This is a genomic window from Pseudomonas sp. SIMBA_041 (genome assembly GCF_046535095.1).
Classification (GTDB): domain Bacteria; phylum Pseudomonadota; class Gammaproteobacteria; order Pseudomonadales; family Pseudomonadaceae; genus Aquipseudomonas; species Aquipseudomonas mucoides.
In genome coordinates, this window is record NZ_JAWRXJ010000014.1 from 1 (window position 1) to 25,482 (window position 25,482).

Sequence of the window (25,482 nt, forward strand, 5' to 3'; positions counted from 1 at the left end):
GTGTTCTAACGCTGTTGCGATAAGCTCCTCTCTATGTGCGCATATTTGCGGACAGCCCAGGCTGTCCGCTTTTTTTTGGGGGGGCGCGCGCCCCGGCAACAGATGATTTTCAGGACCGTGGCACATGCATGAGCATCCGCTACAACGCTTCTTCAAATCCTTGCGCGAACGTCCGGTGTTTGCGTGGGAGCGCTATCAGAAGCGCGACGTGTTGGTGATCGATCATCCGCTGTGTCAGGCGGTGTTCAGTCGCCAGGGCGCGCAGTTGCTGCATTTCCAGCCTGCGGGTCAAAAGCCCTGGCTCTGGTGCGCGGCGAAGTGGCCGCAGGTCGGTGCGATTCGTGGTGGCGTGCCTGTGTGCTGGCCTTGGTATGGCCGTCATCCAAGCGAAAACGCTTGGCCTTCCCATGGTTGGGCACGGCTGATCGACTGGAAGCTGCTCGACAGCAGCCACGATGACGATGGCGTGCGATTGCACTGGCAACTGCAGTTGTGTGACTGGCAGGTGGACCTGCACGCCCATTTGGGCGAACGCATGGATTTGCGCCTGAGCACCGAGCATCAAGACACCTTGCCGTGCCAATTGAGTCAGGCGTTGCACGCTTACTGGCGTATTGGTGACGTGGGTGAGGTAGCGCTGTCTGGGCTCGAGGGCGCGCAGGGGTATGATCACTTGAATCGCCAGGTTTGCCAGCAGGAGGGGGAGTTGCGGGTCGATGGCGGTTGCCAGCGCGTGTTCCAGCACGACGGCGAGTTGCAGCTCAAGGACCACGCTTGGCAACGTGAATTGTGCATCGATACCGGTGACCATTCGGACACGGTGGTCTGGCATCCCGGCTCGCGGCCATTGCTGGGGGTGAGCTGGAATGAGATTTCAGAATTCGTGTGTGTGGAAGCGGCGAGTGGCGGCGCCCATCGCCTGAGCCTGGCGCCAGGAGAGAGGGCGCATTTGAGTTTGCAGGCGCGGGTTGGCGTTTAGCTCAAGATTGCGGTGGTGCGGCTGGCCTCATCGCGAGCTTGCTCGCGATGAGGCCCTGTCAGGCTGCGGAGATGCCAGGTTAGTTGAACTCATCCCCAACCGGATACCGGCTCGCATTCAGGCTTTCTTTGATCTTGCGCAAATGCGGCTGGAAATCCACCCCGCGACGCAGCGTCATGCCGGTCGCCAGCACGTCCAGCACGGTCAGCTGGATGATGCGTGAAGTCATCGGCATGTAGATGTCGGTGTCTTCCGGCAGTGGAATATTCAGGCTCAGCGTACTGGCCTTGGCCAACGGCGAACCCTCGGCGGTCAGGCCCAGCACCGACGCACCGTTCTCACGGGCGATGCGCGCCACTTCCACCAGTTCGCGGGTGCGGCCGGTGTAGGAAATGATCACGAACAATTCGCCGGTGTGCGCCACCGACGCAATCATGCGTTGCATCAGTACGTCGGCGTGGGCGGTGACGGCCAGGTTGAAGCGGAAGAACTTGTGCTGCGCGTCCAGCGCCACCGGGGCCGAGGCGCCGAGGCCGAAGAAGTGGATCTGCCGGGCCTGGATCAACAAGTCGACGGCGCGGCTGATCAGGTTCGGGTCCAACGCCTGCAGGGCACTGTCCAGTGAGGCGATGGCGCTGCCGAAAATCTTCTTTGTATAGGCTTCAGGGTTGTCATCGGCCTCGACCGCGCGGCTGACATACGCCGCGCCACTGGCCAGGCTTTGGGCCAACTGAAGTTTGAGTTCCGGGTAGCCGCTGACGCCGAACGAGCGGCAGAAGCGGTTGACGGTCGGCTCGCTGACCTTGGAGGCCTGGGCGAGCGCAGCGATGCTGAACCGGGTGGCCTGCTCTGGGTTGAGCAGGATCACTTCGGCGACTTTACGTTCCGCCTTGTTCAGGTCTTCAAGGCGATTCTGGATCTGTTCCAGTAAATTTCGCACGCGGTCCATATGTGTTCCTTGGGTCAGCTGCGCAAATTAGAGTTCGGCTATGCCAAAAGGGCCTTGGATGCGGCCCCAAACGGTGGCCTATCCTACTGATGGCTCCGACCGGCTACCACTCGGATTCTGTATTTTGCGAAAATGTTGTGGTTATTACTACATTTTCTCTTGAGCGATGCCTTAAAAAAAGGTATTTGTAGCTTAACTTGATAAAAGAACAAACATCATGCCTTCGATTACGGTTGAACCGTGCACCTTTGCCTTGTTCGGCGCCCTCGGCGACCTGGCTTTGCGCAAGCTGTTTCCTGCCCTCTATCAACTCGATGGCGCAGGCCTTCTGCACGAGGATACGCGCATTATCGCGCTGGCCCGCGAGCCCGGCACCGAGCAGCAGCACCTGGCATTCATCGGCGCCGAACTGCGTCGTTATGTGGGCGCCAAAGAGCTGGACGAAGCCGTGGTCGAGCGCTTTCTGGCGCGGCTGACCTACCTGCACGTGGACTTCCTCAAGGCTGACGATTACATCGCCCTGGCCGATATGGCCGGCAGCGCCCAGCGTGTGATTGCCTACTTTGCCACGCCGGCCGCTGTGTACGGCGCGATTTGCGAGAACCTGGCCAAGGTCGGCCTCGCGGAAAACACCCGCGTGGTGCTGGAAAAACCGATCGGCTCGGACCTGGAATCCTCGCGCAAGGTCAACGACGCGGTGGCGCAGTTTTTCCCGGAAAACCGCACCTATCGCATCGACCACTACCTGGGCAAAGAGACGGTTCAAAACCTCATTGCCCTGCGTTTCGCCAACAGCCTGTTCGAAACCCAGTGGAACCAGAACTACATCTCCCACGTGGAAATCACCGTGGCCGAGAAGGTCGGGATCGAAGGCCGCTGGGGTTACTTCGACAAGGCCGGGCAGCTGCGGGACATGATCCAGAATCACCTGCTGCAACTGCTCTGCCTGATCGCCATGGACCCACCGGCCGACCTGTCCGCCGACAGCATCCGCGACGAGAAAGTCAAAGTCCTCAAGGCACTTGCGCCGATCAGCCCGGAAGGCCTGACCACTCAGGTGGTGCGCGGTCAATACATCGCCGGCTACAGCGAAGGCAAGCCGGTGCCGGGTTACCTGGAAGAGCCCAATTCGAACACCCAGAGCGACACCGAAACCTTCGTCGCCTTGCGTGCCGATATCCGCAACTGGCGTTGGGCCGGCGTACCGTTTTACCTGCGCACCGGCAAGCGCATGCCGCAGAAGCTGTCGCAGATCGTCATTCACTTCAAGGAACCGTCGCACTACATCTTCGCCCCCGAGCAGCGCCTGCAAATCAGCAACAAGCTGATTATCCGCCTGCAACCGGACGAAGGCATTTCCTTGCGCGTGATGACCAAAGAACAAGGCCTGGACAAGGGCATGCAGCTGCGCAGCGGTCCGTTGCAGCTGAATTTTTCCGACACCTATCGCAGCGCGCGGATTCCCGATGCCTACGAGCGGTTGTTGCTGGAAGTGATGCGCGGCAATCAGAACCTGTTTGTCCGTAAAGATGAAATCGAAGCCGCGTGGAAGTGGTGTGACCAGTTGATCGCCGGGTGGAAAAAATCCGGTGATGCGCCCAAGCCTTACGCGGCCGGGTCCTGGGGACCGATGAGCTCCATTGCTCTGATCACGCGGGACGGGAGGTCGTGGTATGGCGATATCTGATTTGAAACTGCCTCAGGGCGTCAGCGCCCATGAGTTCAAGAGCCCGGTGCTGTTAGCACAAGCGCTGGCACTGTCGGTGGCCAAGCAACTGAGCGAAGCGATCGAGGCCCAGGGCACCGCCACGCTGGTGGTGTCTGGCGGTCGCAGTCCGGTGGCGTTTTTCCAGCACCTGGCCAAGCAGGCACTGGACTGGTCGAACGTGGTGGTCAGCCTGGCTGACGAGCGTTGGGTGCCGGTGGAACATGCCGACAGCAATGCCGGTCTGCTCAAGCGTTATCTGTTGCAAGGCCCGGCGGCCAAGGCTCAGTTCCTGAGTCTGTACAGCGCCAGCGCCAACCTGGAACAGGCGGCCGAGCAGGCCGACCGTTTGTTGTCCGAACTGCCGGTGATCGACGTGCTGGTGCTGGGCATGGGCGACGACGGCCACACCGCCTCGTTGTTCCCGAACAGCCCGAACCTGGCCGACGCCTTGAAAGTCGACGGCACACGTCGCTGCTACCCGATGCTGGCGCCGACCGTGCCGCATCAGCGCCTGACCATGAGCCGTGCGCTGCTGGCCTCGGCCAAACACAAAGTGCTATCGATTTCCGGTCAATCCAAGCTGACCACCCTGAGTGCCGCATTGGCCGTCGACGATGTCGCCGCCATGCCGATTCGCGCGTTTTTGCAACCTACGTTAGAGATTTACTGGTGCCCATGAGCCAAGGAACAGCCGCTATGACAACCCCATCCCCGACCGTATCCATGGCGGACAAAGTTGCCCTGATCGACAGCCTCTGCGCCAAGGCGCGGATTCTGCCGGTGATCACCATCGCTCGCGAGCAGGACGTGCTGCCACTGGCCGACGCCCTGGCCGCCGGTGGCCTGACCGCCCTGGAAGTGACCCTGCGTTCGCAGTTCGGCCTCAAGGCCATCCAGATCCTGCGCGAACAGCGTCCGGAACTGATGACCGGTGCCGGCACCGTGCTCGATCGCCACATGCTCGCCGCCGCCGAAGCGGCCGGTTCGCAGTTCATCGTCACACCGGGCATCACCCGTGATTTGCTTGAAGCCAGCGTCAACAGCCCGATCCCGCTGTTGCCGGGGATCAGCAACGCCTCCGGCATCATGGAAGGCTATGGCCTGGGTTATCGCCGCTTCAAGCTGTTCCCGGCGGAAGTCAGCGGCGGCGTCGCGGCCATCAAGGCCCTCGGCGGTCCATTCGGCGAAGTGAAATTCTGCCCGACTGGTGGCGTCGGTCCGGCCAACATCAAGAGCTACATGGCGTTGAAAAACGTGATGTGCGTGGGCGGTAGCTGGATGCTTGATCCGGAGTGGATCAAGAACGGCGACTGGGCCCGCATTCAGGAATGCACCGCCGAGGCCTTGGCGCTGCTGGACTGATCCGCTTTACCTGACACTTCGTTGTGTGTTCTACGGCTTTACGGTGCGCTTGGTCGGTGCACCGTTTTTTTTTGCCCGCAAAAAACTGGCCATCGAAATTCCTTATAGCGGCCTTCGGCAGTTGCTACAGGTCTTCCTCGAGCGATACATAGTTACCGCATCTCACCACTCGCCCGACGTTAATCTGCACGCTTCTTATGGAAGAGAGAACGTCATGGACGACAACACCTCAGTTGCACCCGCATCACCGGTTTACCTGCTATCTCCTGAGCAGATCCCCGGCCCGTATTTCCGCAATCCGAAACTGATCCGGCGCAACATCAGCGAAGGCGCCGATGGTGTTCCCCTGGTGCTGCGCCTGCAAATCGTTGATGCCATGACCGGGCAACCTGTCACCGGCGCGCTGGTCGATATCTGGCATTGCAATGCGCGCGGGTTTTATTCGGGCTGGAGCAGGATTGATCCAGACAAGGAAGTGGACAACGGTGACATCGGCTCGGTCCCGCGCACCGACGACGACACCTACCTGCGAGGCGGGCAGTTCACCGACAGGCAAGGCGTCGTGCGGTTTACCACGGTCTATCCGGGGTTCTACGCCGGCCGTGCGCTGCACATTCACGTCGCCGTGCGCATCACCGCCGGCAACAATTACCTGGAAGAACGGCATGTCGCCTGGGTCGGTCAGTTGTACTTGCCCGAGGTGGCGTCGCGCTCGGTCCTCAACTCACGTGAGTACAGCGGTCGCAAGTCCTTGGCGCTGACCAACGATGAAGACGTTTACTACAAGCACCACAGCGGCGAAGCGTCGACCTTGAACGTGCACACCCTCAGCCGGGATTCGAATGAAGATGGCTTCTTCGGCGCCACGACCATAGGCATCGACACCTTCGCGGTGTCATCGCACATCAAGCCCGAGGATTTCGACAAGTACACCGTATGACCTCAGCGCAGTTCGCTCAGCGCCCGGGCCAGCAGTTGCATGTGTACGGCGGTGGTGGTCAGGCCCGGGGTGATGCGAATGCACGGACCACTCGCGGCACCGCTGCGCATGACGGTAAACAGGTTGTAGTCGTTGAGCAGTCGCTCGACCATCGGTTGTTGATCGGCTTGTCGGGTGAAACGCATCGACGTGATGCCGCAATACAAGCGAGGATCATCCGGCGTCATCACTTCGATCCCCGGGAGTTCGCGCACTTCGCGCACCCACAGATTGCGCAAGTAGTTGAGCCGGGCACTTTTGGCGGCGGACCCGCCCATGGCCTGATGTTCTTCGAACACCAGCGGCAAGGTCAGCAGCGCCGGAATATTGGGTGTGCTGTACGGCGTGCGTGCTCGAATATCGGTGACCGGGAAATGCACCTCGCCCATGTCCGGGTCGATATCGGCCAGGCGCTCGGGCGCGATGTAGATGAAGCCCAGGGTCAGCGGCGCACCGATCCATTTGTGCAGGTTGAAGCCGGCGAACGAGACACCGAGTTCATCGAGCTTGAAGTCAATCTGCCCCAGTGCGTGGGCGCCATCGAGGATCACATCGACGCCGTGTTCCTTGGCGGCGGCGGCAATCGCCTGCACCGGCATCACCAGGCCGGTGCGGTGGGTGACGTGAGTCAGGGCCATCAGTTTGAGTTTGGGATAACGCGCAAAAGCGTCGCGGTAACTGGCCAGCAAACTGTCGAAACTGGCGGGGTGGGCGTGATTGATTTCGATCACCTCGACCCCGCGATTGCGCGCCAGCCAACGCATCGCGCCTTTGACAGTGTCGTATTCCAGATCGCTGAACAGCACTTGATCGCCCGGTTGCAGGCGGTTGTAGTTGCGGATCAACGATTGCATGCCGTCCGAAGCGTTGCGGGTCAGGGCGACGGCTTCGGCGGGCACGTCCACCAACTCGGCCAGTTGCGCGCGGATCTGCAGGATTTCACCCTGTTCGAAGCGCTGGCGGACATACACCGAGTTGCTGCGATTGATGAGCTCGATGTTGCGCTGGTATTCCTCGACCACCGTTCGCGACATGCGCCCGAAGTAACCGTTTTCCAGGTTGATCGGGCCGGGTTCGACGGCGTAGCGGTCGGCAAAGGTCTTCCAGAAGGATTCATCACGGGCGCGGCGGGTGTTATCGGGCATGGGCTACTCGGGTCAGGATCAATGGCGGGGCGCAGGTTTGCCGTGTTTGGCGCGCAGGGGTTCTAGCAGTTCCGACAAGCCGTTGTGGTCGATTTCCTGCATCAAGGCCAGCAAGCCACCGAGTTCGCCATGGGGAAATCCTTCCCGGGCAAACCAGTTCAGGTACTGGCCGGGCAGGTCGGCAATGATCCGGCCCTTGTATTTGCCGAAGGGCATTTCGCGAGTGATCAGCAGTTCGAGTTTTTCAGGGTTCATCAGTGGGTCGTCTTGATTCTATGCGTCTGGAAAATACAGGCATTCTGCATGCAGGCCAATTGACAGATCATGCAAAAAAAACGGATACAGATTTTGCTGTTTTATATAACTGATTGAAAAATAACGAATAAATAATCAGTCAGAAGCTGGCATGCAGGGTGCAACAGTCATTGCATCTTTCATCAACCCGCAAGGAATTGAAAAATGACCGACATGAATAAAGAAGCCATCTCTGTACTCAACGACCTGATTGAAACCAGCAAAGACGGTCAGGAAGGGTTCAAGACTTGCGCTGAAGACATCAAGCACCCAGAACTCAAAACGCTGTTCGTTCAGCGTTCTGCCGATTGCGCCACCGCCGCTGCTGAACTGCAATCAGCCGTGCGTTCGATGGGGGGTGATCCAGAAACTTCTACCAGTGTCAGCGGCGACTTGCACCGTCGTTGGGTCGACGTGAAGTCGATGTTCACCGGCAAAGACGAAGAAGCCGTTCTGAACGAAGCCGAACGCGGTGAAGACCACGCGCTGAAGGCTTACCGCGAAGCCATGGAGAAAATCAACAAACACAACCTGGTGGGTATTCGTGATCTGGTTGAACGTCAGTACCACGGCGTGCAACGCAATCATGACCAGGTGAAAGCCCTGCGTAACCAGGCTCGCGCACGCTCGTAAGCGTTCGTTGCCTGCCAAAAAACGCCAGCCAGTCTGGCGTTTTTTATGCCTGGTCGATTAGCCGATGCTGATCGCCGGCAATGTCGGCAACGTCACGGTCTGCTGCTTGCGCGGTGCCAGGATCTCGGCTTCGCCGTCGACCACCAACTCATCGTTCTGGTTGAACACGCGAGTGGCAATGCGTACACGAAACTTCGGTAGTTTCTCGAGGATTTCCAGGCGTACGGTCAGGGTGTCGCCGATTTTCACCGGTTTCTGAAAGCTCATCTGCTGGCCAATATAGATCGTCCCCGGCCCAGGCAGCTCGCACGCCACGGCGGCGCTGATCAGCGCGCCACTGAACATGCCATGGGCGATGCGCTCCTTGAACATGGTGCCTGCCGCGAATTCGGCGTCCAGGTGCACCGGGTTGTGATCGCCGGACATTGCAGCGAACAACTGAATGTCGCGCTCCTCGACCTTTTTGCTGTAGCTGGCGGTCTGGCCGACTTCGAGGGCTTCGTAAGGGGTGTTGGTAACCTGGGTCATCTGTCTCGATTCCTGTGACGAATAAATGAATCCACAAAAAAACTATTCCGACCGGGGTGGCCGGCGGTGGCTGAGGGCCTGGGCAATCCACTGCAACACGTCGTTGATCACTTCCTCGCGGTTGCTCTCATTGAACAGTTCATGCCGCGCCTGCGGGTAAATCGTCAGGTGCAGGTTCTGGCTGCCTGCCGCACGCAAGGCGTCAGCCAGATCTTTCAGACGTTTGCCTTCGCTCACCGGATCACATTCGCCGCCAATCACCAGCAGCGGCAGGCCCGGATCGATCTGGGCGAGATTGGACGCTTTGCTGATTTGCTGCAACCCACCGAGCAAATCGATCCACAGCTGGTTGGTGCAACGGAAGCCGCAGAGCGGGTCGTTGGCGTACCTATCCACTTCTGCCGGGTCGCGACTGAGCCAGTCGAAACGGGTGCGCGCCGGTTTGAATTGTTTGTTGAACGAACCGAAGGACAGCCATTCAATCAGCGCACTACGGCCCTTGGGCCCCTGGCGCAACTTCTCCAGGCGGGCGATCTGCCGCGCCGCGCGATAGAGCGCCACGGGCTGGAAGTTCGAGCCGCTAAGCACCGCGCCGTGCAGGCTGGCGCTGTGATGCAGCAGATAAGCCTGGGCGATGTAGCTGCCCATGCTGTGACCGAGCAACACAATGGGCACGCCAGGATGATGCTGGCCGATGTGTTGGTTGAGGCTGGCGAGGTCGCCGACGACTTTGCACCAGCCATCGTCATCGGCGAAATGGCCCAGCGTGCCGTTTTCGGCAGTTTTGCCATGTCCACGCAGATCCGGTGCATACACGCCGTAGCCCTGCTCGCAGAATTTTTCCGCCAGCCGGGCGTAGCGAGCGCTGTGTTCGGCCATGCCATGGGCCAGCAGGATCACGGCTTTTAACGGCGAGGCGGGCAGCCACTGGTTGACGAAGAGGCGGCTGTGGTCACTCGCGGTCAGCCAGAACGTGTCGTGGATCATGGCGATTCCTTTGCATGGGGCTGCATGTGGCATGGGCGTGGTTGCATTGTATAGCGCATCCCGCGCTTGCCGTCTGATCAGGCCGCGCCACGGCAGGAAGATTCACGCGGTCAATGACGGCGTTGGCTGTATTTGCCTGAATCGCCATAACTGCTAGTGTCCGTGGAGCCCCGCCTTTCGCTTCAGGTTTTTTAGAAGTGACAGAAAAGCGGCCCGGATAGGCTCAGGTAAAGAGGACAAGAACAATGCAACCTGATTTCTGGAATGACAAACGCCCGGCCGGCGTGCCCCTGGACATCGATCTTGGGGCCTATAAGTCGGTGATTGAGGTGTTCGAGCGTTCCTGCAAGAAATTTGCTGATCGCCCGGCCTTCAGCAACATGGGCGTGACCCTGACCTACGCCGAACTGGAACGCCAGAGCCTGGCCTTCGCCGCGTACCTGCAAGCCCACACCGACCTGGTGCCGGGGGATCGCATCGCGGTGCAGATGCCTAACGTCCTGCATTACCCGATTGCCGTGTTCGGTGCCTTGCGCGCCGGGCTGATCGTGGTCAACACCAACCCGTTGTACACCGCGCGGGAGATGCGTCATCAGTTCAAGGATTCCGGCGCGCGGGCGCTGGTGTACCTGAACATGTTCGGGCAGAAGGTCCAGGAAGTGCTGCCCGACACTGACATCCAGTACCTGATCGAAGCGCGAATGGGCGACCTGATGCCTGCCGCCAAGGGCTGGCTGGTCAATACCATGGTCAGCAAGGTCAAGAAAATGGTCCCGGCGTATTCGTTGCCGCAGGCCATTTCGTTCAAGAACGCGCTGCACATGGGACGTGGCCTGGGGATCAAGCCGCTGAAAGTCAGCCTCGGCGACATCGCCGTGCTGCAATACACCGGCGGCACCACCGGTTTGGCCAAGGGCGCAATGCTGAGCCACGGCAACCTGGTGGCGAACATGCAACAGGCGCGGGCATGCCTTGGGCAGTTCGGCGCTGACGGTCAACCGCTGCTGCGCGAAGGGCAGGAGGTGATGATCGCGCCGCTGCCGCTGTACCACATCTATGCTTTCACGGCGAATTGCATGTGCATGATGGTGACCGGCAACCACAACGTGCTGATCACCAATCCGCGCGACATTGGCGGCTTCATCAAGGAGCTGAAGAACTGGCGGTTCTCGGCGTTGCTGGGGCTCAACACGCTGTTCGTTGCCTTGATGGATCACCCGGACTTCAAGACCCTGGATTTCTCCAGCCTCAAGCTGACCAACTCCGGCGGCACGGCGCTGGTCAAGGCCACCGCCGAGCGTTGGGAGCAGATGACCGGTTGCCGCATCACCGAAGGTTACGGCCTGACCGAAACGTCGCCAGTGGCCTGTACCAACCCGTACGGCGATCAATCGCGGATCGGCACGGTCGGCCTGCCGGTGCCGGGCACCACGCTCAAAGTGATCAACGATGACGGCGTCGAGCAGCCATTGGGCGAGCGCGGCGAACTGTGCATCAAGGGCCCGCAGATCATGAAGGGCTACTGGCAGAAACCGGAAGCCACCGCCGAAGTGCTGGATGCCGAGGGCTGGTTCAAGTCCGGCGACATTGCGGTAATCGACCCGGACGGTTTTGTGCGCATCGTCGATCGCAAGAAAGACATGATCATCGTCTCGGGTTTCAACGTGTACCCGAACGAGATTGAAGACGTGGTGATGGCTCACCCGAGAGTCGCCAACTGTGCGGTCATCGGTGTGCCGGACGAGCGTTCGGGGGAGGCGGTGAAGTTGTTTGTAGTGGCCCGTGAAGCGGGGGTCAGCCTTGAAGAGCTGAAGGCGTACTGCAAGGAAAACTTCACGGCGTACAAAGTGCCCAAGCACATCGTGTTGCGTGAGTCGTTGCCGATGACGCCGGTCGGGAAGATTCTGCGGCGGGAGTTGCGCGATATCGCTTAATCATTGAATGGCCGCGCTTTGCGCGGATCGCGGGCAAGCCACGCTCCCACAAGATCATCGCTGATCCTTGTAGGAGCATGGCTTGCCCGCGATGCTTTTAGGGGCTGGAAAGCTCCTGTTTTCGGGGCTTTCAAGGCTTTATAGGTTTTTTGCTCTAAAATGACTGCCGGTTATTCTTGAGTCACAATTGTGACCATAGAGGCCGCTTTTGGCTCTGGTCGACCCTTGGCAAAGCTGCTACTCTCGGCGCGCTTTGTGACTTCTCGGCCTAGTAAAAAGCCAGACTCACCGATAAAACACACACCAATAATAATCGCATCAAATGCGGTGCTGAATTCGCGTTGCTGAGGAGTGGGCTTCCATGATCGAAGACTTTTGGAAGGATAAGTACCCAGCTGGGATCGCTGCCGAGATCAATCCAGACGAGTACCCGAATATTCAGGCAGTGTTGAAGCAATCCTGCCAACGCTTCGCCAACAAGCCGGCATTCAGCAACCTGGGCAAGACACTCACCTACGGTGAACTGTACGAATTGTCCGGTGCCTTTGCCGCTTACCTGCAACAGCATACCGACTTGCAGCCGGGCGATCGAATCGCCGTGCAGTTGCCCAACGTGTTGCAGTACCCGGTCGCCGTCTTCGGTGCCATCCGCGCCGGGCTGATCGTGGTCAACACCAACCCGCTGTACACCGCGCGGGAAATGGAACACCAGTTCAACGATTCCGGTGCCAAAGCCCTGGTCTGCCTGGCCAACATGGCGCATCTGGCGGAAACCGTCGTGCCGAAAACCGGCGTCAAGCACGTGATCGTCACCGAAGTGGCCGACTTGCTGCCGCCGCTCAAGCGCCTGTTGATCAACAGCGTCATCAAGTACGTGAAGAAGATGGTCCCGGCGTATCACTTGCCCAAGGCCATCAAATTCAACGACGTGCTGAGCAAGGGCCATGGCCAGCCAGTGGCTGAAGCCAACCCGGCCAGCAGCGATGTCGCGGTGCTGCAATACACCGGCGGCACCACCGGCGTGGCAAAAGGGGCGATGCTGACCCACCGCAACCTCGTGGCAAACATGCTGCAATGCAAGGCGCTGATGGGCTCCAACCTTAATGAAGGTTGCGAGATCCTGATCACGCCGTTGCCGCTTTATCACATCTATGCGTTCACCTTTCATTGCATGGCGATGATGCTGATCGGCAACCACAACATCCTGATCAGCAACCCGCGCGACTTGCCGGCGATGGTCAAGGAACTGTCGAAGTGGAAGTTCAGCGGTTTTGTCGGCCTCAACACGTTGTTCGTGGCCCTGTGCAATAACGAAGGTTTCCGCAAGCTGGACTTCTCGGCGCTGAAAGTCACCCTGTCCGGTGGCATGGCCCTGCAACTGGCTGCCGCCGAACGCTGGAAAGCGGTCACCGGCTGCGCCATCTGCGAAGGTTATGGCATGACCGAAACCAGTCCAGTGGCCACCGTCAACCCGATCCAGCACATCCAGATCGGCACCATCGGTATTCCGGTCCCTTCGACCCGCTGCAAAGTCATCGACGATGCTGGCGTGGAGCAACCGTTGGGTGAAATCGGCGAACTGTGCGTCAAAGGTCCGCAGGTGATGAAAGGCTACTGGCAGCGCCAGGAAGCCACCGATGAAATCCTCGACAGCGAAGGCTGGTTGAAGACCGGTGACATCGCGCTGATCCAGCCGGACGGCTACATGCGTATTGTCGATCGCAAGAAAGACATGATCCTGGTTTCCGGTTTCAACGTGTACCCGAACGAACTGGAAGACGTGCTCGCGACCCTGCCGGGCGTGCTGCAATGTGCGGCCATAGGTGTGCCGGATGAGAAGTCGGGCGAGGCGATCAAGATCTTCATCGTCGCCAAACCGGGCGTGACGCTGACCAAAGAGCAAGTGATGGAGCACATGCGTGCGAACGTCACCGGCTACAAGGTGCCGCGTGCCGTCGAGTTCCGCGACGCGCTGCCGACCACTAACGTCGGCAAGATTCTGCGCCGCGAGTTGCGCGACGAAGAACTGAAGAAAATCGCCGCGAAAAAGGTCGGCGCGTAACAACAAAAAGCCCCGCAGATGCGGGGCTTTTTTTGTCTGCCAAATCTTCTTTGACTGTCAGACCGCTATCGCGAGCAGGCTTTCGCTTTCAGAGGCGGAACGGCGCGAAATTGACGTTGGTACCCGCCGGGCGCATGTCCTGCAGGAACGAGTCCTTGTCGGCACTCAGCTCCAGGCTCAAGGCCGCCTTGCGCTTGCCTTCATTGCGCACCACCAGGCCTTCAAGCTTCTCGCGCAGGAACACGGTCGGCACTTTCAGGTGCAGCAGCTCGTCGGTGTCCGGCGTGTGCATCAGCAAGTGAACCCATTCGTACTGACCAATGGCCAGGCGCGCGACCGGGATATCGAACCACCAGATGTTGCGGTTGCGGTTCAATTCGGTGAAATGGCAGTTATTGACGCCAAGCACGGCACCGCCAAGTTCCTGGTTTCTGCGGGCAATGGCCTGCTTTTTATCGAGTTTCATAACATTCCTACGGGATTGGATCTTCAGCGCCATGGCCTGAATACGTTGCGCATTCTCGAGGGTTGGTCGGCAAACATAAAGCCCAACCTGCCAAGATCGACGAAATGTGCCGTACAAAATAAATGAAACTCCCTGCAAACGCCCCCGGTCAATCCTTGTGTAACGACTTTTCTCATTGATTTGTTCACAGGAGCAACACCATGAGCAGCACTGGCGATAAAGTAAAAGGCATGGCCAACGAAGCCGTCGGCAACGTCAAGCAAGGTGTCGGTAAGGCCACTGACAACACCCGCCTGCAAGCTGAAGGCAAAGTGCAGGAAAAGAAAGGCGAGGCTCAGCAAGCTATAGGCAAAGCCAAAGACGCCATCAAGAAAGGCGTCGACAAGGCTTGATTCGGCCTTTGACGATGATCACGAACGGCCATCCTCGGATGGCCGTTTTTGTGTCAGCCTGAACTTGAGCGCGGAAATTGTTTCAAAGTCGCCAAGTAGGCTATTTTGATGTAGCAAACGGCCCCTGAGTCGCCACGACTTCAACCCCAATCTTGCGGCGAAAGGAGACGCTAATGATTTTCCCGGACATGAAAGGCCTGCCCCTGCACCGTGTGATGGTGCGCACGGTCACCGAGTTCATCGACGATGAAATGTCGACCTATGCCTCGGCGCTGGCCTATCAGATGTTGTTCTCGCTGTTTCCCTTCATTTTGTTCCTGATTGCCCTGATCGGTTTTCTGCACCTGCCGGACTTTTTCTCCTGGCTGCGCCTGCAATCGGAACTGGTCTTGCCGCCCCAGGCGCTGGAACAGGTCAACCCGGTCATTGACCAGCTCCAGCAATCCAAGGGTGGATTGCTCTCGGTGGGTATCGTGATTGCGCTGTACACCGCCTCCGCCGGTGTGCGGCTGATGATGAGCGCGATGAACGCGGCCTACGATGTGGTCGAAGGCCGGCCGGCGTGGAAGCGCTTCCCGTTGTCGATCATCTACACCGTCGGCATCGCCGGCATGCTGCTGGTCGCCGCCGCGCTGATGGTGCTCGGTCCGCAGTTGATGGGCTGGATCGCCGCGCAGGTCGGCCTCGAAGACTTCATCGTGACCCTCTGGACCATCGTGCGCTGGCCGGTGGTGGTGATTCTGCTGATGGTCGCGGTGGCCGTGATTTATTACGTCATGCCCGACGTCAAACAGGAGTTTCGCTTTATCACGCCGGGATCGGTACTGGCGGTGGTGGTGTGGATCTGTGCCTCTGTGGGCTTCGGTCTGTACGTCAAGGAGTTCGCCAACTACAACGCCATGTATGGCAGTATCGGCGCGATCATCGTGCTGTTGCTGTACTTCTACATTTCCGCCGCGGTGCTGTTGCTCGGCGCGGAGATGAACGCGGTCATCGAGCACATGTCGAGCGAAGGCAAGGACCCCGGCGAGAAGGTTCCTGGCGAACACGGCCACGACCATCAAAAACACCACGTTTCGGGATTGGGGCGCGATCACTCGGTCCATCCCTCCACTGACGAAGTCACCAAATGATCCGTGAAATTCTGAAAATGGGCGATGAGCGCCTGCTGCGCGTTGCCCCGCCGGTACCGGCCGAGATGTTCGACAGCCCCGAGTTGTGGCAGTTGATCGACGACATGTTCCAGACCATGGAAAGCGTTGGCGGCGTCGGCCTGGCTGCGCCGCAGATCGGGGTCGACCTGCAACTGGTGATCTTCGGTTTCGAGCACAGTGAACGGTACCCGGACGCCGAGGCGGTGCCGCAAACCATCCTGATCAATCCACTGATCACACCGTTGAGCCCGACGCTGGAAGAGGGGTTTGAAGGGTGCCTGTCCGTGCCGGGCCTGCGCGGCGCCGTGGACCGTTATCAGCAGATTCGCTACGAAGGTGTCGACCCCAAGGGCCAACCCATCGTGCGCATCGCCTCAGGCTTCCATGCGCGGGTGGTGCAGCATGAATGCGATCACCTGATCGGCCGTTTGTACCCGTCGCGCATTACCGACTTCAGCAAGTTCGGGTTTACCGAAGTCATGTTCCCGGACCTTGATCCGAACGCTGACGACTAAGACCACCACATTGGATTTTCACAAGTCTTGAATGAGCGGTTTGCCTAGCTCCAGCCCCATCGCAATCATCGGCTTGCTGCGCGCATAACGACTCAACCGCTCCACCATGGCGTACGGCATCTGCGGATCGAAGGTAAAGCCGCGACGTTCATAAAAGCCACGCAGATCCGGATGGCAAAACAGCCACACCGGAAGGTCGAGGTCCTTGACCGCTGCCGTAATCAACTCGCCGGCAATCCCCTGTTCGCGACAGGTCGGGTCAACAAACAACCCCGTCAACCAATACCCGCCCGCCACCGGTCGCAAACACAGCGCCGCCACAATCTCATTGCGTCGTGCCACCCATAACCGAGCATCGCGCACGGCTTTCATCGGCGATTGGTGCGCGCGATAAAATTTGTTCATCAGGGGCCATAACGGCTCGTCGAGCAGGGTGTACTGGGTGTCGGGCATGGGTCTGGACTGTCGGTGTGCAAAGCGGGCGATTATAAAAGAACGTACGCGCAGGGATAGGTGTATACCTGATCTCACATCCCGTATGAGTGGAGTACGTATCATGGCCAAAGGCATGGATTCAAAGAAAGCAGCGAAGAAAAAGCCGGCGAAAACCGCCGATGAAAAGCGCGCGGACAAGAAGGCCAAGAAGGTGGATGTGTTCGGTCACTGATCCCGCGACAAGGGAGCCCGGCAATCGGGCTCCTGCTGCAGGTTTAACGAAATAACCGAATAATCTGCAAGATTTCCCAAGGCAACTGCACAGAAGGGGACTGGTCCCCGATCTGAACAACGCCATGCCCCAGTACTTCGATACCGCCCACCGAGAAGAAATCGACACCCTGCGTCAACGCCTGACGGCCCGCACCGAATGGCCGACCTGGCTGTTGTTGATCGGCGTGTACGGCGGCTGGTTCAGTATTGTTCTGGCCAGTGACCGATTGGGGCTCTGGTTGAGCACTGTAGGCTCGCGGCATGTCGTCGATGCAATCAGACAGTTCAACTCGACCTTGCAATTGAACTGACCACGGTAAAAATGAAAAAGGGTCCCGGTAGAGGGACCCTTTTTTATGCTCGCGGGTTAAAGCGATGCCAGAAACTTGTCGACTACTTGAGTGCCGCTTTTTTCGCTACTGCTGGTTTCTTTCTCGGCCTGCGCCAGTTTCATCTTGTCTTGCATGCGATCGGCAATCTCTTGCGCGATGGCCTGTTGTTTCTCCGGCGGCATGGCTTTCAAGTCTTCTTCGGTAATGCCCATGTCTTTCAGAATACTGTCGCGCAGCCGCTGTTCCGGCGTTTTGCTCATGTAGTCCTTGAAGTCGGTCATTGCCGAACTGTCGGTGGAGTTGCCTTGAATGTCGGCCGGCACTTTCGACGGATCGGCTGCTTGCAGCGCCACGCGGGTCTTGGCAAAGGCTTCATCGATGTTGTCGCTGATCTTGCTCGCCTCGTTCACTTGCTGCGTGGTTTGTTGGGTCGCGGACGCCTGGACCTGCGCCTGAACATTGGTTTGCAGCGCTTGCAGCATCGCGCCCTGCATGCCGCTTTGCAGCCCGGCGGCGGCTTCAGCACTCGGGTCTTCGCCGGGACGCTTGGGCAGAGGGACCATTTGTGTTTGTTTTGCACTGACCAACATGATGAATAGCCTGTAGGTAATTGCTGACCGGAGGGCAGGAGCAATTAGCGTGCCGTCGCTTGATACCCATATTTACGGGGCTTGAGGGGGTAATAGCGGTCAGGAGTTGCCGTCAGGCGGCAGCGTTCGACCGCGCCGTCACGGCAAGCCGTTACAGCCGTGTTTCAGGAAACCCTGGCGTTGTGCCAGGCGTTGGAAATATTCGTCGATGGCGGGGAAGTCCGGCCGCTCCATCGGGGTCATCAGCCAGCGGTTGACCGACAGCCCGATGACAATGTCGGCCAGGGTAAAACGAGGCCCGGCGACATAGGCTTTGGTGGTCGCGAGTTGGTGTTCGAGGAGGGCCATTTTCTGGTTCCAGCCTCGCACGCCGACGGCAATCCGGTGCGGGTCCTGAAACTCCGGGTCCTTGCGCACCAACGCGGTAAACGCGTAGCTCCAGGAAGGGTTGAGCTCGGTGGCTTGCCAATCCATCCACTGCTCCACCCGCGCACGCGCCGCCGGGTCATGCGGCAGCAGATCGGTATTTTGGTGTTTGCCGGCCAGGTAGCGGCAGATGGTATTCGACTCCCACAACACGCCTGCCTCATCGATGATCACCGGCACCTGTGCATTGGGGTTCAGGCGCAGAAACTCCGGCGTGTGGGTCGACGCATAACCGCTGCCCCAGTCCTCACGCTCGTAGGTAACGCCCAGTTCCTCACAGGTCCACAGGACTTTTCTGACGTTGATCGACGACGCCTTACCGAGAATCTTCAGTGCATGTTCCATTGAGCTACTCCGTTTTCAAACCGGATCCGGCAGCGCCGACGTTGGCAAACCAAACGTGCGATCAAATAACCAGTTGAACGCAAAGGTGTAGCACGGGATGAAAATAATCAATGCCAAGTCCAGCAGGAACGCTTGCACCAGACTGATGTTCATCCACCAGGCAATCAACGGGATGAGAAACACTATCAAGGTTAGTTGAAAACCCACGGCATGGACGATGCGCCGTTTAACGGTGCGGGTGCGTGATAACTGGCGACTTTCCCAACGCTCGAACAGCGAGGTGTAGATGAAATTCCAGGTCACGGCGAGGGTGGTGATGATCACCGCCAAGGGGCCGGTGCTGCCTGGGGAAGTGCCGGACAACAGCGCCAGGCCGAGTGCCGAAAACGTCATGCCGATGACTTCATACAACGATACATAGACCAGTTTGCGTTTAACGCCTTGCATGGGGATTTGCCTCTTTCTTGCGAACTTGAAACCAGCAGCACTGGCGAAGGCGGCGAAAGATAGCTTCAATAGTCGTGACAGAAAAAGTCAGTAGCTTTCAGTTTTATTGATAGGACGGTGGATGAATTTCAACAGCGACAGCATCGAGTTGTTTCTTGCGGTGATCGAACGCGGCTCGTTTTCAGCCGCTGCCCGGGCGCTGGGGAAAGTCCCGTCGGCCGTGAGCATGGGCATCGCCAACCTGGAGGCTGAACTGGGTTATCCGCTGTTTGACCGCAGTCATCGCGAACCGGTGCCCACCGCCATGGCCAGTGCACTGGTGCCGCACGCACGACTGATCGCCGAGCAACTCAAACACCTGCAAGTGCATGCGATCGAGTTATCGCTGGGGCTGGAGAGCAAGTTGTCGATCGGCGTGGTGGCGGACATCGACAAGGGGCGTTTGATGGCGGCGATCAAGGTGATTGCCGAGCGTCATCCACTGCTGGAAGTCGAAGTGCTCAGTGCGCCGCAGGATGATGTGTTGGCCATGCTGCACAGCGGCCGGGTCAGCGTGTGCCTGGCCTTCGCCGGGCTCAGCATGAATGCGCTGGAGCGGTTTCAGTTTGTCGGCACGGAGCGGATGGTCGCCACGCTCGCGGCGAACAACCCGATGTTTCAAGGGCGGGATTTGTTTCTCGAGGATCTGGTCAATGTCCGGCAAATTATCGTCGCCAGCCGCGATCTGCCGATCAGCGAAACCCGGCCCTTGGTGGGCGAGTCTTACTGGCGCACCGACACGTTGGCGATGGCGCTGGAGATGGTCGAAGCGGGATTGGGTTGGGGTAACTTTCCGGTGTCTGTGGTCCAGCCGCTACTCGATGCCGGAAGGCTCAAGCGCCTGAACTTTCGCAACATCGAGAATGGTCTGGAGTTGCCGGTGCATGCCGTTTGGCTCAAGAGCCAGCCGTTGCAGAAAGGCGCGTTGGCGTTTGTCGAATCGCTGTGCCAACGCTGATCCCCTGTAGGAGAGAGCCTGCTCGCGATAACGGTCTCTCCGTCAAATCCCTGTTGATTGACACTCCGCCATCGCGAGCAGGCTCACTCCTACAGGGGGGTTATGTGCTTTCCCGGATTTTTAGTTCAAACCCCATATCCTGCACCGGTTTAGCCACCGAATTCCCCGCCAGCAACGTCAACATCAACTCCGCCGAACGTCGGCCAATGGCCTCGCGCGGCGTATTGATGCTGCTCAGGCGCGGCACCATGTGCGCCGAGGCGGGCAGGTCGTTGAAACCGAGGATGGCGACTTGTTCCGGGATCTTGATGCCATGGCGCAGGGCTTCAAGCAGTGCGCCCTGGGCCAGGTCGTCGTTGCCGAAGAAGATCGCATCGACATCGGGGTGACTGGCCAGTAGTTGCAGAAACAGCTCGCCGCCCAATCCGACGGAGGAGGCACGCGGGGTCAGCACTTCCAGACCCGGGTCGTACAACCCGGCCTTCTGCAGGGCTTTGCGGAACCCTTCGCCGCGTAGCAAGGTGCGCTGGTCCAGTTGCGCGCCAATGTAGGCCAGGCGCTTGCGACCACGGGACAGCAAATGTTCGGCCGCCGTTTCGCCGGCGGCCAGTTGCGAGAAACCCACGCAATTCACACCCGCCGCGCTGTCCAGTTCCATCATGTACACACAGGGAATGTTGCTGGCTTCAATCATCCGTCGCGAACTTTCAGTGCGGTCGAAACCGGTCAGCAGCAAGCCGCGAGGTTGATAGGCCATGTAGTTGCGCAGCAGGTTTTCTTCTTCATCGCGTGAATAATGGAAGTTGCCGATCAGCACTTCGAAGCCCTTGGGGCGAAGCACCTGATGAATGGCTTCCAGTGTGTCGATGAACAACAGGTTGGACAGCGATGGCACCAAAACCACCACCGAATGGCTCTGCGCCGAGGCCAGGGCGCGGGCGGCGGGGTTGACCACGTAGTTGAGTTCGAGCGCGGCTTTCTGGACTTTTTCTACCAGTTCGGCGGCCACGGTGCTGACGCCGCGCAACGCACGGGAGGCGGTAATCGGGCTGACCCCGGCCAGTCGGGCTACTTCATTGAGGGTAGGGCGGCCAGTGGTGCGGGTATTTTTATCGTTTTTAGGGGAGGTCATCGGGCGGCTTGCCAAACAAAATTCAAGGCACTAAGGTAGCGCTGTCCCGAAGCGGCTGCAAATGCGTAAGCGAGTTTTGCCTGAACCTCGCTTTTTGGCACTGGGACGAAAATGCTGCAACCCACAAAAATGACAAGAAGGCGTCGGCAACTTCTACTTTTGATCGAGTGTCATAGCTGTCAAAGGTAGCGCTGTCTGCGCGCTGAGGTGTTACATGAATCATCCCATCACCGCCCTGGTCATCATGGGCGTTGCCGGTTGCGGCAAGACATGCGTCAGCGAGGCCTTGTGCCAACTCAGCGGCGCCACTGCCATTGAAGGCGATACTTTCCACCCTGCCGCCAATATCGAAAAGATGAGCGCGGGTATCCCCCTGAACGACCAGGACCGTGCCGGCTGGCTCGACAGCCTGTGCGATGAACTGCGCCGCGTCGACGCCAAGGGCGAACGCCCGGTGCTGACCTGCTCGGCCCTCAAACACAGCTACCGCGAAGTGTTGCGCAGCGCTTTGCCGGGCCTGGGCTTCGTGTTTCTTGAGCTGACCCCTGAAGTCGCCGCCGAGCGTGTGTCGCACCGGCCCGGGCACTTCATGCCTTCGACCCTGATCGACAGCCAGTTCGCCACCCTCGAATCCCCCGTGGGCGAGCCGTTGACCCTGGCGCTGGATGCATCGACCTACAGCGTCGAGCAACTGGCGTCGCAGGCGCATGTCTGGTGGCAGGCACACGGCCTGAAACAGGCCGTATGAGTGTTGCCAAAAAAGATAGCGCTGTCCTGATGGCTCGCGAATTACCCGCTTTAATAACAACAACAACCAGGAGACACCCCTAATGTTTGGCATGTCCCACGAGACGTTCCTGCTGCTTGATGCAGTGGTCACGGTGATCGGGCTTATATTCCTGATTACCAAGTTCAAGTTCCACCCGTTCATTGCCCTGATCATCGCCGCTGCCTTTCTCGGGCTGACCTCCGGCATGCCGATCGGTACCGTTATCAAAGCGTTCCAGGACGGTTTCGGTGGCGTGCTCGGTTTTGTCGGGATCATCCTCGCGCTGGGCACCATGCTCGGCAAAATGATGGCCGAGTCGGGCGGGGCGGATCAGATTGCCCAGACGCTGATTCGCGCGTTCGGCAAAGACAAAGTGCAGTGGGCGATGATGTTCGCGGCGTTCCTGGTCGGCATTCCGCTGTTCTTCGAAATCGGTTTCGTGCTGCTGATCCCGCTGGTGTTCATCGTTGCGCGCCGTACCGGCGTGTCGATCATCAAGATCGGTATCCCGCTGCTGGCCGGTCTGTCCGCCGTGCACGGCCTGGTTCCGCCGCACCCGGGGCCGTTGCTGGCCATTGGCGTGTTCGGTGCCGACATCGGTAAAACCATTCTCTACGGTCTGATTGTGGCGCTGCCAACGGCCATCATTGCCGGCCCGATCTTCGGTACATTCATTGCCAAATACATCCCCGGCCATCCTAACCAGGAACTGGTGGATCAACTGGCGCGCGAGCCTGACTCGGCCGACCTGCCAAGCTTCAGCATCACGCTGATCACCGTGCTGCTGCCAGTGTTCCTGATGTTGCTCAAGACCTTTGCCGATGTGGTACTGCCAGAAGGCAATTTCGCCCGCTCCTTCATGGACCTGATCGGCCACCCGATCTCGGCGCTGTTGCTGGCGTTGCTGCTGTCGCTGTACACCTTCGGTCACCGTCAGGGCATCGACTCGAAACGCATTCTGAAATGGCTCGATTCGAGCCTCGCGCCGACTGCCGCGATCATTCTGATCATCGGTGCCGGTGGTGGCTTCAAGCAGATGCTGGTGACCAGCGGCGTGGGTGACGTGATCGGCCACATGGCGGTGAACGCACAGATCTCGCCGATCCTGCTGGCGTGGCTGGTGGCGGCGGTGATCCGCGTGGCAACCGGTTCGGCGACTGTGGCGACCATTACCGGCGCGGGCATTGTGGTGCCGGTGGTGGGGATGATTCCGGGTGTGAACCGTGAGCTGCTGGTGTTGGCCACCGGTGCCGGTTCGTTGGTCCTGTCTCACGTCAACGACGCGGGTTTTTGGCTGGTGAAGCAGTACTTCAACATGACCGTGGCAGAAACCTTCAAGACCTGGACCGCGATGGAAACCATCCTGTCCGTGGTTGCGCTGGGCTTTATCCTGCTGCTGTCGATGTTTGTTTAAGCAAAAACACAGGTGGTGACACAGCTCTTGTGATCACCCCGAAACTAATGTGGGAGCGAGCTTGCTCGCGATGACTGACTAACATTCAACCTCTTCGTTGAATGTTAAGCCCTCATCGCGAGCAAGCTCGCTCCCACAGTGTTATGTGTCAGGCGCTAGTTTTTGGTGACCAAGCCATCCGCCCTGAACATCCCGCGTATCCCGCGCACGGCCTGACGAATCCGGTCCTGGTTTTCGATCAGCGCGAAGCGCACGTGATCATCCCCGTACTCACCAAAGCCCACGCCCGGCGAGACGCAGACCTTGGCCTCGGCCAGCAGCTTCTTGGCGAACTCCAGCGAGCCCAGGTGCGCATACGCCTCGGGAATCTTGGCCCAGACGTACATCGACGCTTTCGGGTTCTCGACCATCCAGCCCAGCTCATGCAGGCCTTTGACCAGCACGTTGCGCCGCTGCCGATACTGCTCGGCGATGTCCTTGACGCATTGCTGATCGCCTTCCAGCGCCGCAATCGCCGCGACTTGCAGGGGGGTGAACGTGCCGTAGTCGTGGTAACTCTTGATCCGTGCCAGGGCGTTGACCAGTTCCGGGTTGCCGACCATGAAACCGATCCGCCAACCCGCCATGTTGTAACTCTTGGACAGGGTGAAAAACTCCACCGCGATGTCCTTGGCGCCCGGCACTTGCATGATCGACGGAGCTTTCCAGCCGTCATAGACGATGTCGGCGTAGGCCAGGTCGTGCACCACCAGTACGTCGTACTGCTTGGCGAGGGCGATCACCCGTTCAAAGAAGTCCAGCTCCACGCATTGCGCGGTAGGGTTGGACGGGAAGCCGAGGATCATCATTTTCGGCTTCGGGATCGAGCCACGAATCGCCTGTTCCAGTTCGGCGAAGAAATCCACGCCCGGAATCAGCGGTACCGAACGCACCTGGGCGCCGGCAATCACGGCACCGTAGATGTGAATCGGATAACTCGGGTTCGGCACCAGCACGGTATCGCCCTGATCCAGGGTGGCCAGCATCAGGTGCGCCAGGCCTTCCTTGGAACCGATGGTGACAATGGCTTCGGTTTCCGGGTCGATGTCGACCTCGTAGCGATCCTTGTACCAATTGGAAATCGCCCGGCGCAGGCGCGGAATGCCTTTGGACGTCGAGTAGCCGTGGGTGTCTTCGCGCTGGGCAACAGTCACCAGTTTTTCGACGATGTGCGGCGGAGTAGGCCCATCAGGGTTGCCCATGCTGAAGTCGATGATGTCTTCGCCACGACGACGGGCGGCCATCTTCAGCTCGGCAGTGATGTTGAATACATAAGGGGGGAGTCGATCTATGCGCGCAAAGCGGCGCGGCGAACCTTGTTCGGCCATTGTTGCCTCGGATAACGTGAGCGCCCGGAACCGTCCGAGCGACGCTGGCCACTGCGGTGGCCTGTTGCGGAAGATAAGGGCAGTCGTGGCACACTGTCCAGCGAGTGTGTAAACAAATTTTTCCGAAGGAAATCGGTTGATGGAATTTAGCAGCGGCTTCTTGCTGAGCCTTTCGTTGTGCCTGGATATCGGCGTGGCCAACATCGCGATGATCACCCTGGCCATGCAACGCGGCTATTTTCAGGGCTTTGCGCTGGGTTTGGGGACCTGTGTCGGCGACCTGATCTACGCCGTGCTGGCGCTGGCGGGCATGACCGTTTTGCTGCAATACGAAACCGTGCGCTGGGTGCTGTGGATCGGTGGTTCGGCGTTGCTGATCTATTTTGCGGCAAAGATGATCTATTCGGCGATTCACCACGAAGCGGCATTGGCGCAAGCCGAAGAGGTGGGGCAGAACTCCCATCGCAAAGAATTTTTCCGCGGGATCTTTCTCGCCATGTCTTCGCCCAGCGCCATCCTGTGGTTCGCGGCGGTGGGCGGCACGCTGATCGCCCGTTCCGGTGGCGGTGGTGCGCTCAGCTCCGCGCTGTTTCTCGGCGGATTCCTCTGTGCCGGGCTGCTCTGGAGTGCCGGTTTGTGCTTTGCCGCGAGCCATGGCGGCAAGTTGCTGGGTGACAAACTGCTGCGCTACTCATACATGGCATCGGCAGCGATCTTCTGCTATTTCGCGGTCTACGTGATCCTATCGGGGTACAACGAGTTTGTTGGCTCGGCGGCCGTGGAACAGTTGCACGCCCTGTAACTGGGCGAATCGGGTTTGGCTTCTATACTCCCAGCCGAACCCATTTTTAAGCCACAGGAGTTGAGC

Annotated in this window: 27 protein-coding genes and 1 pseudogene; 16 read left to right on the top strand and 12 right to left on the bottom strand. The window is 59.1% G+C overall.

Going from position 1 to position 25,482, the window contains the following annotated elements:
* Positions 1-124 precede the first annotated feature (124 nt).
* The gene (locus SB725_RS27205; RefSeq protein ID WP_027923856.1) at positions 125-979 is read left to right on the top strand and encodes a D-hexose-6-phosphate mutarotase; all 855 of its coding nucleotides are present in this window, start codon (positions 125-127) and stop codon (positions 977-979) included.
* Between the two features lie 79 nt (positions 980-1,058).
* Here the strand turns inward: SB725_RS27205 and SB725_RS27210 are convergent, their stop codons facing one another.
* The gene (locus SB725_RS27210) at positions 1,059-1,919 is read right to left on the bottom strand and encodes a MurR/RpiR family transcriptional regulator (protein ID WP_172825977.1); all 861 of its coding nucleotides are present in this window, start codon (positions 1,917-1,919) and stop codon (positions 1,059-1,061) included.
* Between the two features lie 226 nt (positions 1,920-2,145).
* On the opposite strand from SB725_RS27210, the gene zwf reads away from it, so the two are divergent.
* From zwf to SB725_RS27230, 4 genes are all read left to right on the top strand, one after another.
* Positions 2,146-3,615, top strand: a complete 1,470-nt coding sequence (zwf, locus tag SB725_RS27215; protein WP_027923857.1) for a glucose-6-phosphate dehydrogenase — start codon at positions 2,146-2,148, stop codon at positions 3,613-3,615.
* Entirely contained in the window at positions 3,602-4,315 is a 714-nt protein-coding gene (gene pgl, locus SB725_RS27220) for a 6-phosphogluconolactonase (RefSeq protein WP_027923858.1), read from the top strand. Before zwf ends, pgl begins: the two co-directional genes overlap by 14 nt.
* A 17-nt stretch (positions 4,316-4,332) precedes the next feature.
* Complete coding sequence (locus SB725_RS27225; protein WP_007949453.1) at positions 4,333-4,998, top strand: bifunctional 4-hydroxy-2-oxoglutarate aldolase/2-dehydro-3-deoxy-phosphogluconate aldolase; 666 nt, start codon at positions 4,333-4,335, stop codon at positions 4,996-4,998.
* Positions 4,999-5,212: 214 nt separating this feature from the next.
* Positions 5,213-5,938 (top strand): intradiol ring-cleavage dioxygenase, encoded by a 726-nt coding sequence (locus SB725_RS27230; protein WP_027923859.1) that lies wholly within the window; start codon positions 5,213-5,215, stop codon positions 5,936-5,938.
* 2 nt (positions 5,939-5,940) lie between these two features.
* Here the strand turns inward: SB725_RS27230 and SB725_RS27235 are convergent, their stop codons facing one another.
* A complete protein-coding gene (locus SB725_RS27235; RefSeq protein ID WP_027923860.1) occupies positions 5,941-7,122 on the bottom strand; it encodes an aminotransferase class V-fold PLP-dependent enzyme in 1,182 nt (393 codons plus the stop codon).
* A gap of 18 nt (positions 7,123-7,140) precedes the next feature.
* Positions 7,141-7,377, bottom strand: a complete 237-nt coding sequence (locus tag SB725_RS27240) for a DUF3820 family protein (RefSeq protein ID WP_007949456.1) — start codon at positions 7,375-7,377, stop codon at positions 7,141-7,143.
* A 204-nt stretch (positions 7,378-7,581) separates the two neighbouring features.
* On the opposite strand from SB725_RS27240, the gene SB725_RS27245 reads away from it, so the two are divergent.
* Complete coding sequence (locus tag SB725_RS27245; RefSeq protein WP_027923861.1) at positions 7,582-8,049, top strand: ferritin-like domain-containing protein; 468 nt, start codon at positions 7,582-7,584, stop codon at positions 8,047-8,049.
* 57 nt (positions 8,050-8,106) lie between these two features.
* On the opposite strand, the gene SB725_RS27250 is transcribed toward SB725_RS27245, so the two are convergent.
* Together SB725_RS27250 and SB725_RS27255 are read right to left on the bottom strand one after the other, a co-directional pair.
* Positions 8,107-8,577, bottom strand: a complete 471-nt coding sequence (locus SB725_RS27250; protein ID WP_027923862.1) for a MaoC family dehydratase — start codon at positions 8,575-8,577, stop codon at positions 8,107-8,109.
* A gap of 42 nt (positions 8,578-8,619) precedes the next feature.
* Positions 8,620-9,564 carry an alpha/beta hydrolase gene (locus SB725_RS27255; RefSeq protein ID WP_027923863.1) on the bottom strand — a complete coding sequence of 315 codons (945 nt, stop codon included), beginning with the start codon at positions 9,562-9,564 and terminating at the stop codon, positions 8,620-8,622.
* Between the two features lie 245 nt (positions 9,565-9,809).
* Here SB725_RS27255 and fadD2 point away from each other — a divergent pair, with 245 nt between their 5' ends.
* Together fadD2 and fadD1 are read left to right on the top strand one after the other, a co-directional pair.
* Positions 9,810-11,498 carry a long-chain-fatty-acid--CoA ligase FadD2 gene (fadD2, locus tag SB725_RS27260; protein ID WP_059182271.1) on the top strand — a complete coding sequence of 563 codons (1,689 nt, stop codon included), beginning with the start codon at positions 9,810-9,812 and terminating at the stop codon, positions 11,496-11,498.
* 361 nt (positions 11,499-11,859) lie between these two features.
* The gene (fadD1, locus tag SB725_RS27265; RefSeq protein WP_059182272.1) at positions 11,860-13,560 is read left to right on the top strand and encodes a long-chain-fatty-acid--CoA ligase FadD1; all 1,701 of its coding nucleotides are present in this window, start codon (positions 11,860-11,862) and stop codon (positions 13,558-13,560) included.
* Between the two features lie 88 nt (positions 13,561-13,648).
* Here fadD1 and SB725_RS27270 read toward each other — a convergent pair whose 3' ends face one another.
* Positions 13,649-14,026, bottom strand: a complete 378-nt coding sequence (locus tag SB725_RS27270; protein ID WP_027923866.1) for a hypothetical protein — start codon at positions 14,024-14,026, stop codon at positions 13,649-13,651.
* 200 nt (positions 14,027-14,226) lie between these two features.
* Here SB725_RS27270 and SB725_RS27275 point away from each other — a divergent pair, with 200 nt between their 5' ends.
* The 3 genes from SB725_RS27275 (at position 14,227) to def (ending at position 16,087) form a co-directional block, all read left to right on the top strand.
* Positions 14,227-14,418, top strand: a complete 192-nt coding sequence (locus tag SB725_RS27275) for a CsbD family protein (protein ID WP_027923867.1) — start codon at positions 14,227-14,229, stop codon at positions 14,416-14,418.
* Between the two features lie 173 nt (positions 14,419-14,591).
* Positions 14,592-15,551, top strand: a complete 960-nt coding sequence (locus tag SB725_RS27280; RefSeq protein WP_027923868.1) for a YihY/virulence factor BrkB family protein — start codon at positions 14,592-14,594, stop codon at positions 15,549-15,551.
* Complete coding sequence (gene def / locus SB725_RS27285) at positions 15,548-16,087, top strand: peptide deformylase (RefSeq protein ID WP_027923869.1); 540 nt, start codon at positions 15,548-15,550, stop codon at positions 16,085-16,087. The genes SB725_RS27280 and def overlap by 4 nt, the downstream gene beginning before the upstream one ends.
* Positions 16,088-16,105: 18 nt before the next feature.
* Here def and SB725_RS27290 read toward each other — a convergent pair whose 3' ends face one another.
* Positions 16,106-16,540, bottom strand: a complete 435-nt coding sequence (locus SB725_RS27290; RefSeq protein ID WP_059182273.1) for a GNAT family N-acetyltransferase — start codon at positions 16,538-16,540, stop codon at positions 16,106-16,108.
* Positions 16,541-16,878: 338 nt separating this feature from the next.
* Here SB725_RS27290 and SB725_RS27295 point away from each other — a divergent pair.
* A pseudogene (locus SB725_RS27295) lies at positions 16,879-17,046 on the top strand (fatty acid desaturase); the annotation flags it as partial.
* 116 nt (positions 17,047-17,162) lie between these two features.
* Here SB725_RS27295 and SB725_RS27300 read toward each other — a convergent pair.
* From SB725_RS27300 to SB725_RS27310, 3 genes are all read right to left on the bottom strand, one after another.
* Positions 17,163-17,717, bottom strand: coding sequence for a hypothetical protein (locus tag SB725_RS27300; protein WP_027923872.1), 555 nt, complete (start codon positions 17,715-17,717; stop codon positions 17,163-17,165).
* Between the two features lie 138 nt (positions 17,718-17,855).
* On the bottom strand, positions 17,856-18,488 hold the full coding sequence (locus tag SB725_RS27305) for a glutathione S-transferase family protein (protein WP_410922873.1): 633 nt from the start codon (positions 18,486-18,488) through the stop codon (positions 17,856-17,858).
* Between the two features lie 15 nt (positions 18,489-18,503).
* On the bottom strand, positions 18,504-18,935 hold the full coding sequence (locus SB725_RS27310; RefSeq protein ID WP_027923874.1) for a PACE efflux transporter: 432 nt from the start codon (positions 18,933-18,935) through the stop codon (positions 18,504-18,506).
* 121 nt (positions 18,936-19,056) lie between these two features.
* Between SB725_RS27310 and SB725_RS27315 the strand changes: the two genes are divergently transcribed.
* Entirely contained in the window at positions 19,057-19,932 is an 876-nt protein-coding gene (locus SB725_RS27315) for a LysR family transcriptional regulator (protein WP_027923875.1), read from the top strand.
* Positions 19,933-20,032: 100 nt separating this feature from the next.
* Here the strand turns inward: SB725_RS27315 and SB725_RS27320 are convergent, their stop codons facing one another.
* On the bottom strand, positions 20,033-21,064 hold the full coding sequence (locus tag SB725_RS27320; protein WP_027923876.1) for a LacI family DNA-binding transcriptional regulator: 1,032 nt from the start codon (positions 21,062-21,064) through the stop codon (positions 20,033-20,035).
* A gap of 214 nt (positions 21,065-21,278) precedes the next feature.
* Here SB725_RS27320 and SB725_RS27325 point away from each other — a divergent pair, with 214 nt between their 5' ends.
* Positions 21,279-21,812, top strand: coding sequence for a gluconokinase (locus SB725_RS27325; RefSeq protein ID WP_027923877.1), 534 nt, complete (start codon positions 21,279-21,281; stop codon positions 21,810-21,812).
* An 82-nt stretch (positions 21,813-21,894) separates the two neighbouring features.
* The gene (locus SB725_RS27330) at positions 21,895-23,247 is read left to right on the top strand and encodes a GntP family permease (RefSeq protein WP_027923878.1); all 1,353 of its coding nucleotides are present in this window, start codon (positions 21,895-21,897) and stop codon (positions 23,245-23,247) included.
* A gap of 155 nt (positions 23,248-23,402) precedes the next feature.
* On the opposite strand, the gene alaC is transcribed toward SB725_RS27330, so the two are convergent.
* The gene (alaC, locus tag SB725_RS27335) at positions 23,403-24,614 is read right to left on the bottom strand and encodes an alanine transaminase (protein ID WP_194940640.1); all 1,212 of its coding nucleotides are present in this window, start codon (positions 24,612-24,614) and stop codon (positions 23,403-23,405) included.
* A gap of 139 nt (positions 24,615-24,753) precedes the next feature.
* Here alaC and SB725_RS27340 point away from each other — a divergent pair, with 139 nt between their 5' ends.
* Entirely contained in the window at positions 24,754-25,416 is a 663-nt protein-coding gene (locus SB725_RS27340) for a LysE family translocator (protein WP_027923880.1), read from the top strand.
* Positions 25,417-25,482: the final 66 nt, after the last annotated feature.

What these genes read in the sequence shown, in the direction of transcription:
- SB725_RS27205 (WP_027923856.1), top strand. Translation starts at nt 125, where the DNA reads ATGCATGAGCATCCGCTACAACGCTTCTTCAAATCCTTGCGCGAACGT.
- zwf (WP_027923857.1), top strand. Translation starts at nt 2,146, where the DNA reads ATGCCTTCGATTACGGTTGAACCGTGCACCTTTGCCTTGTTCGGCGCC.
- pgl (WP_027923858.1), top strand. Translation starts at nt 3,602, where the DNA reads ATGGCGATATCTGATTTGAAACTGCCTCAGGGCGTCAGCGCCCATGAG.
- SB725_RS27225 (WP_007949453.1), top strand. Translation starts at nt 4,333, where the DNA reads ATGACAACCCCATCCCCGACCGTATCCATGGCGGACAAAGTTGCCCTG.
- SB725_RS27230 (WP_027923859.1), top strand. Translation starts at nt 5,213, where the DNA reads ATGGACGACAACACCTCAGTTGCACCCGCATCACCGGTTTACCTGCTA.
- SB725_RS27235 (WP_027923860.1), bottom strand. Translation starts at nt 7,122, where the DNA reads ATGCCCGATAACACCCGCCGCGCCCGTGATGAATCCTTCTGGAAGACC.
- SB725_RS27240 (WP_007949456.1), bottom strand. Translation starts at nt 7,377, where the DNA reads ATGAACCCTGAAAAACTCGAACTGCTGATCACTCGCGAAATGCCCTTC.
- SB725_RS27245 (WP_027923861.1), top strand. Translation starts at nt 7,582, where the DNA reads ATGACCGACATGAATAAAGAAGCCATCTCTGTACTCAACGACCTGATT.
- SB725_RS27250 (WP_027923862.1), bottom strand. Translation starts at nt 8,577, where the DNA reads ATGACCCAGGTTACCAACACCCCTTACGAAGCCCTCGAAGTCGGCCAG.
- SB725_RS27255 (WP_027923863.1), bottom strand. Translation starts at nt 9,564, where the DNA reads ATGATCCACGACACGTTCTGGCTGACCGCGAGTGACCACAGCCGCCTC.
- fadD2 (WP_059182271.1), top strand. Translation starts at nt 9,810, where the DNA reads ATGCAACCTGATTTCTGGAATGACAAACGCCCGGCCGGCGTGCCCCTG.
- fadD1 (WP_059182272.1), top strand. Translation starts at nt 11,860, where the DNA reads ATGATCGAAGACTTTTGGAAGGATAAGTACCCAGCTGGGATCGCTGCC.
- SB725_RS27270 (WP_027923866.1), bottom strand. Translation starts at nt 14,026, where the DNA reads ATGAAACTCGATAAAAAGCAGGCCATTGCCCGCAGAAACCAGGAACTT.
- SB725_RS27275 (WP_027923867.1), top strand. Translation starts at nt 14,227, where the DNA reads ATGAGCAGCACTGGCGATAAAGTAAAAGGCATGGCCAACGAAGCCGTC.
- SB725_RS27280 (WP_027923868.1), top strand. Translation starts at nt 14,592, where the DNA reads ATGATTTTCCCGGACATGAAAGGCCTGCCCCTGCACCGTGTGATGGTG.
- def (WP_027923869.1), top strand. Translation starts at nt 15,548, where the DNA reads ATGATCCGTGAAATTCTGAAAATGGGCGATGAGCGCCTGCTGCGCGTT.
- SB725_RS27290 (WP_059182273.1), bottom strand. Translation starts at nt 16,540, where the DNA reads ATGCCCGACACCCAGTACACCCTGCTCGACGAGCCGTTATGGCCCCTG.
- SB725_RS27300 (WP_027923872.1), bottom strand. Translation starts at nt 17,717, where the DNA reads ATGTTGGTCAGTGCAAAACAAACACAAATGGTCCCTCTGCCCAAGCGT.
- SB725_RS27305 (WP_410922873.1), bottom strand. Translation starts at nt 18,488, where the DNA reads ATGGAACATGCACTGAAGATTCTCGGTAAGGCGTCGTCGATCAACGTC.
- SB725_RS27310 (WP_027923874.1), bottom strand. Translation starts at nt 18,935, where the DNA reads ATGCAAGGCGTTAAACGCAAACTGGTCTATGTATCGTTGTATGAAGTC.
- SB725_RS27315 (WP_027923875.1), top strand. Translation starts at nt 19,057, where the DNA reads ATGAATTTCAACAGCGACAGCATCGAGTTGTTTCTTGCGGTGATCGAA.
- SB725_RS27320 (WP_027923876.1), bottom strand. Translation starts at nt 21,064, where the DNA reads ATGACCTCCCCTAAAAACGATAAAAATACCCGCACCACTGGCCGCCCT.
- SB725_RS27325 (WP_027923877.1), top strand. Translation starts at nt 21,279, where the DNA reads ATGAATCATCCCATCACCGCCCTGGTCATCATGGGCGTTGCCGGTTGC.
- SB725_RS27330 (WP_027923878.1), top strand. Translation starts at nt 21,895, where the DNA reads ATGTTTGGCATGTCCCACGAGACGTTCCTGCTGCTTGATGCAGTGGTC.
- alaC (WP_194940640.1), bottom strand. Translation starts at nt 24,614, where the DNA reads ATGGCCGAACAAGGTTCGCCGCGCCGCTTTGCGCGCATAGATCGACTC.
- SB725_RS27340 (WP_027923880.1), top strand. Translation starts at nt 24,754, where the DNA reads ATGGAATTTAGCAGCGGCTTCTTGCTGAGCCTTTCGTTGTGCCTGGAT.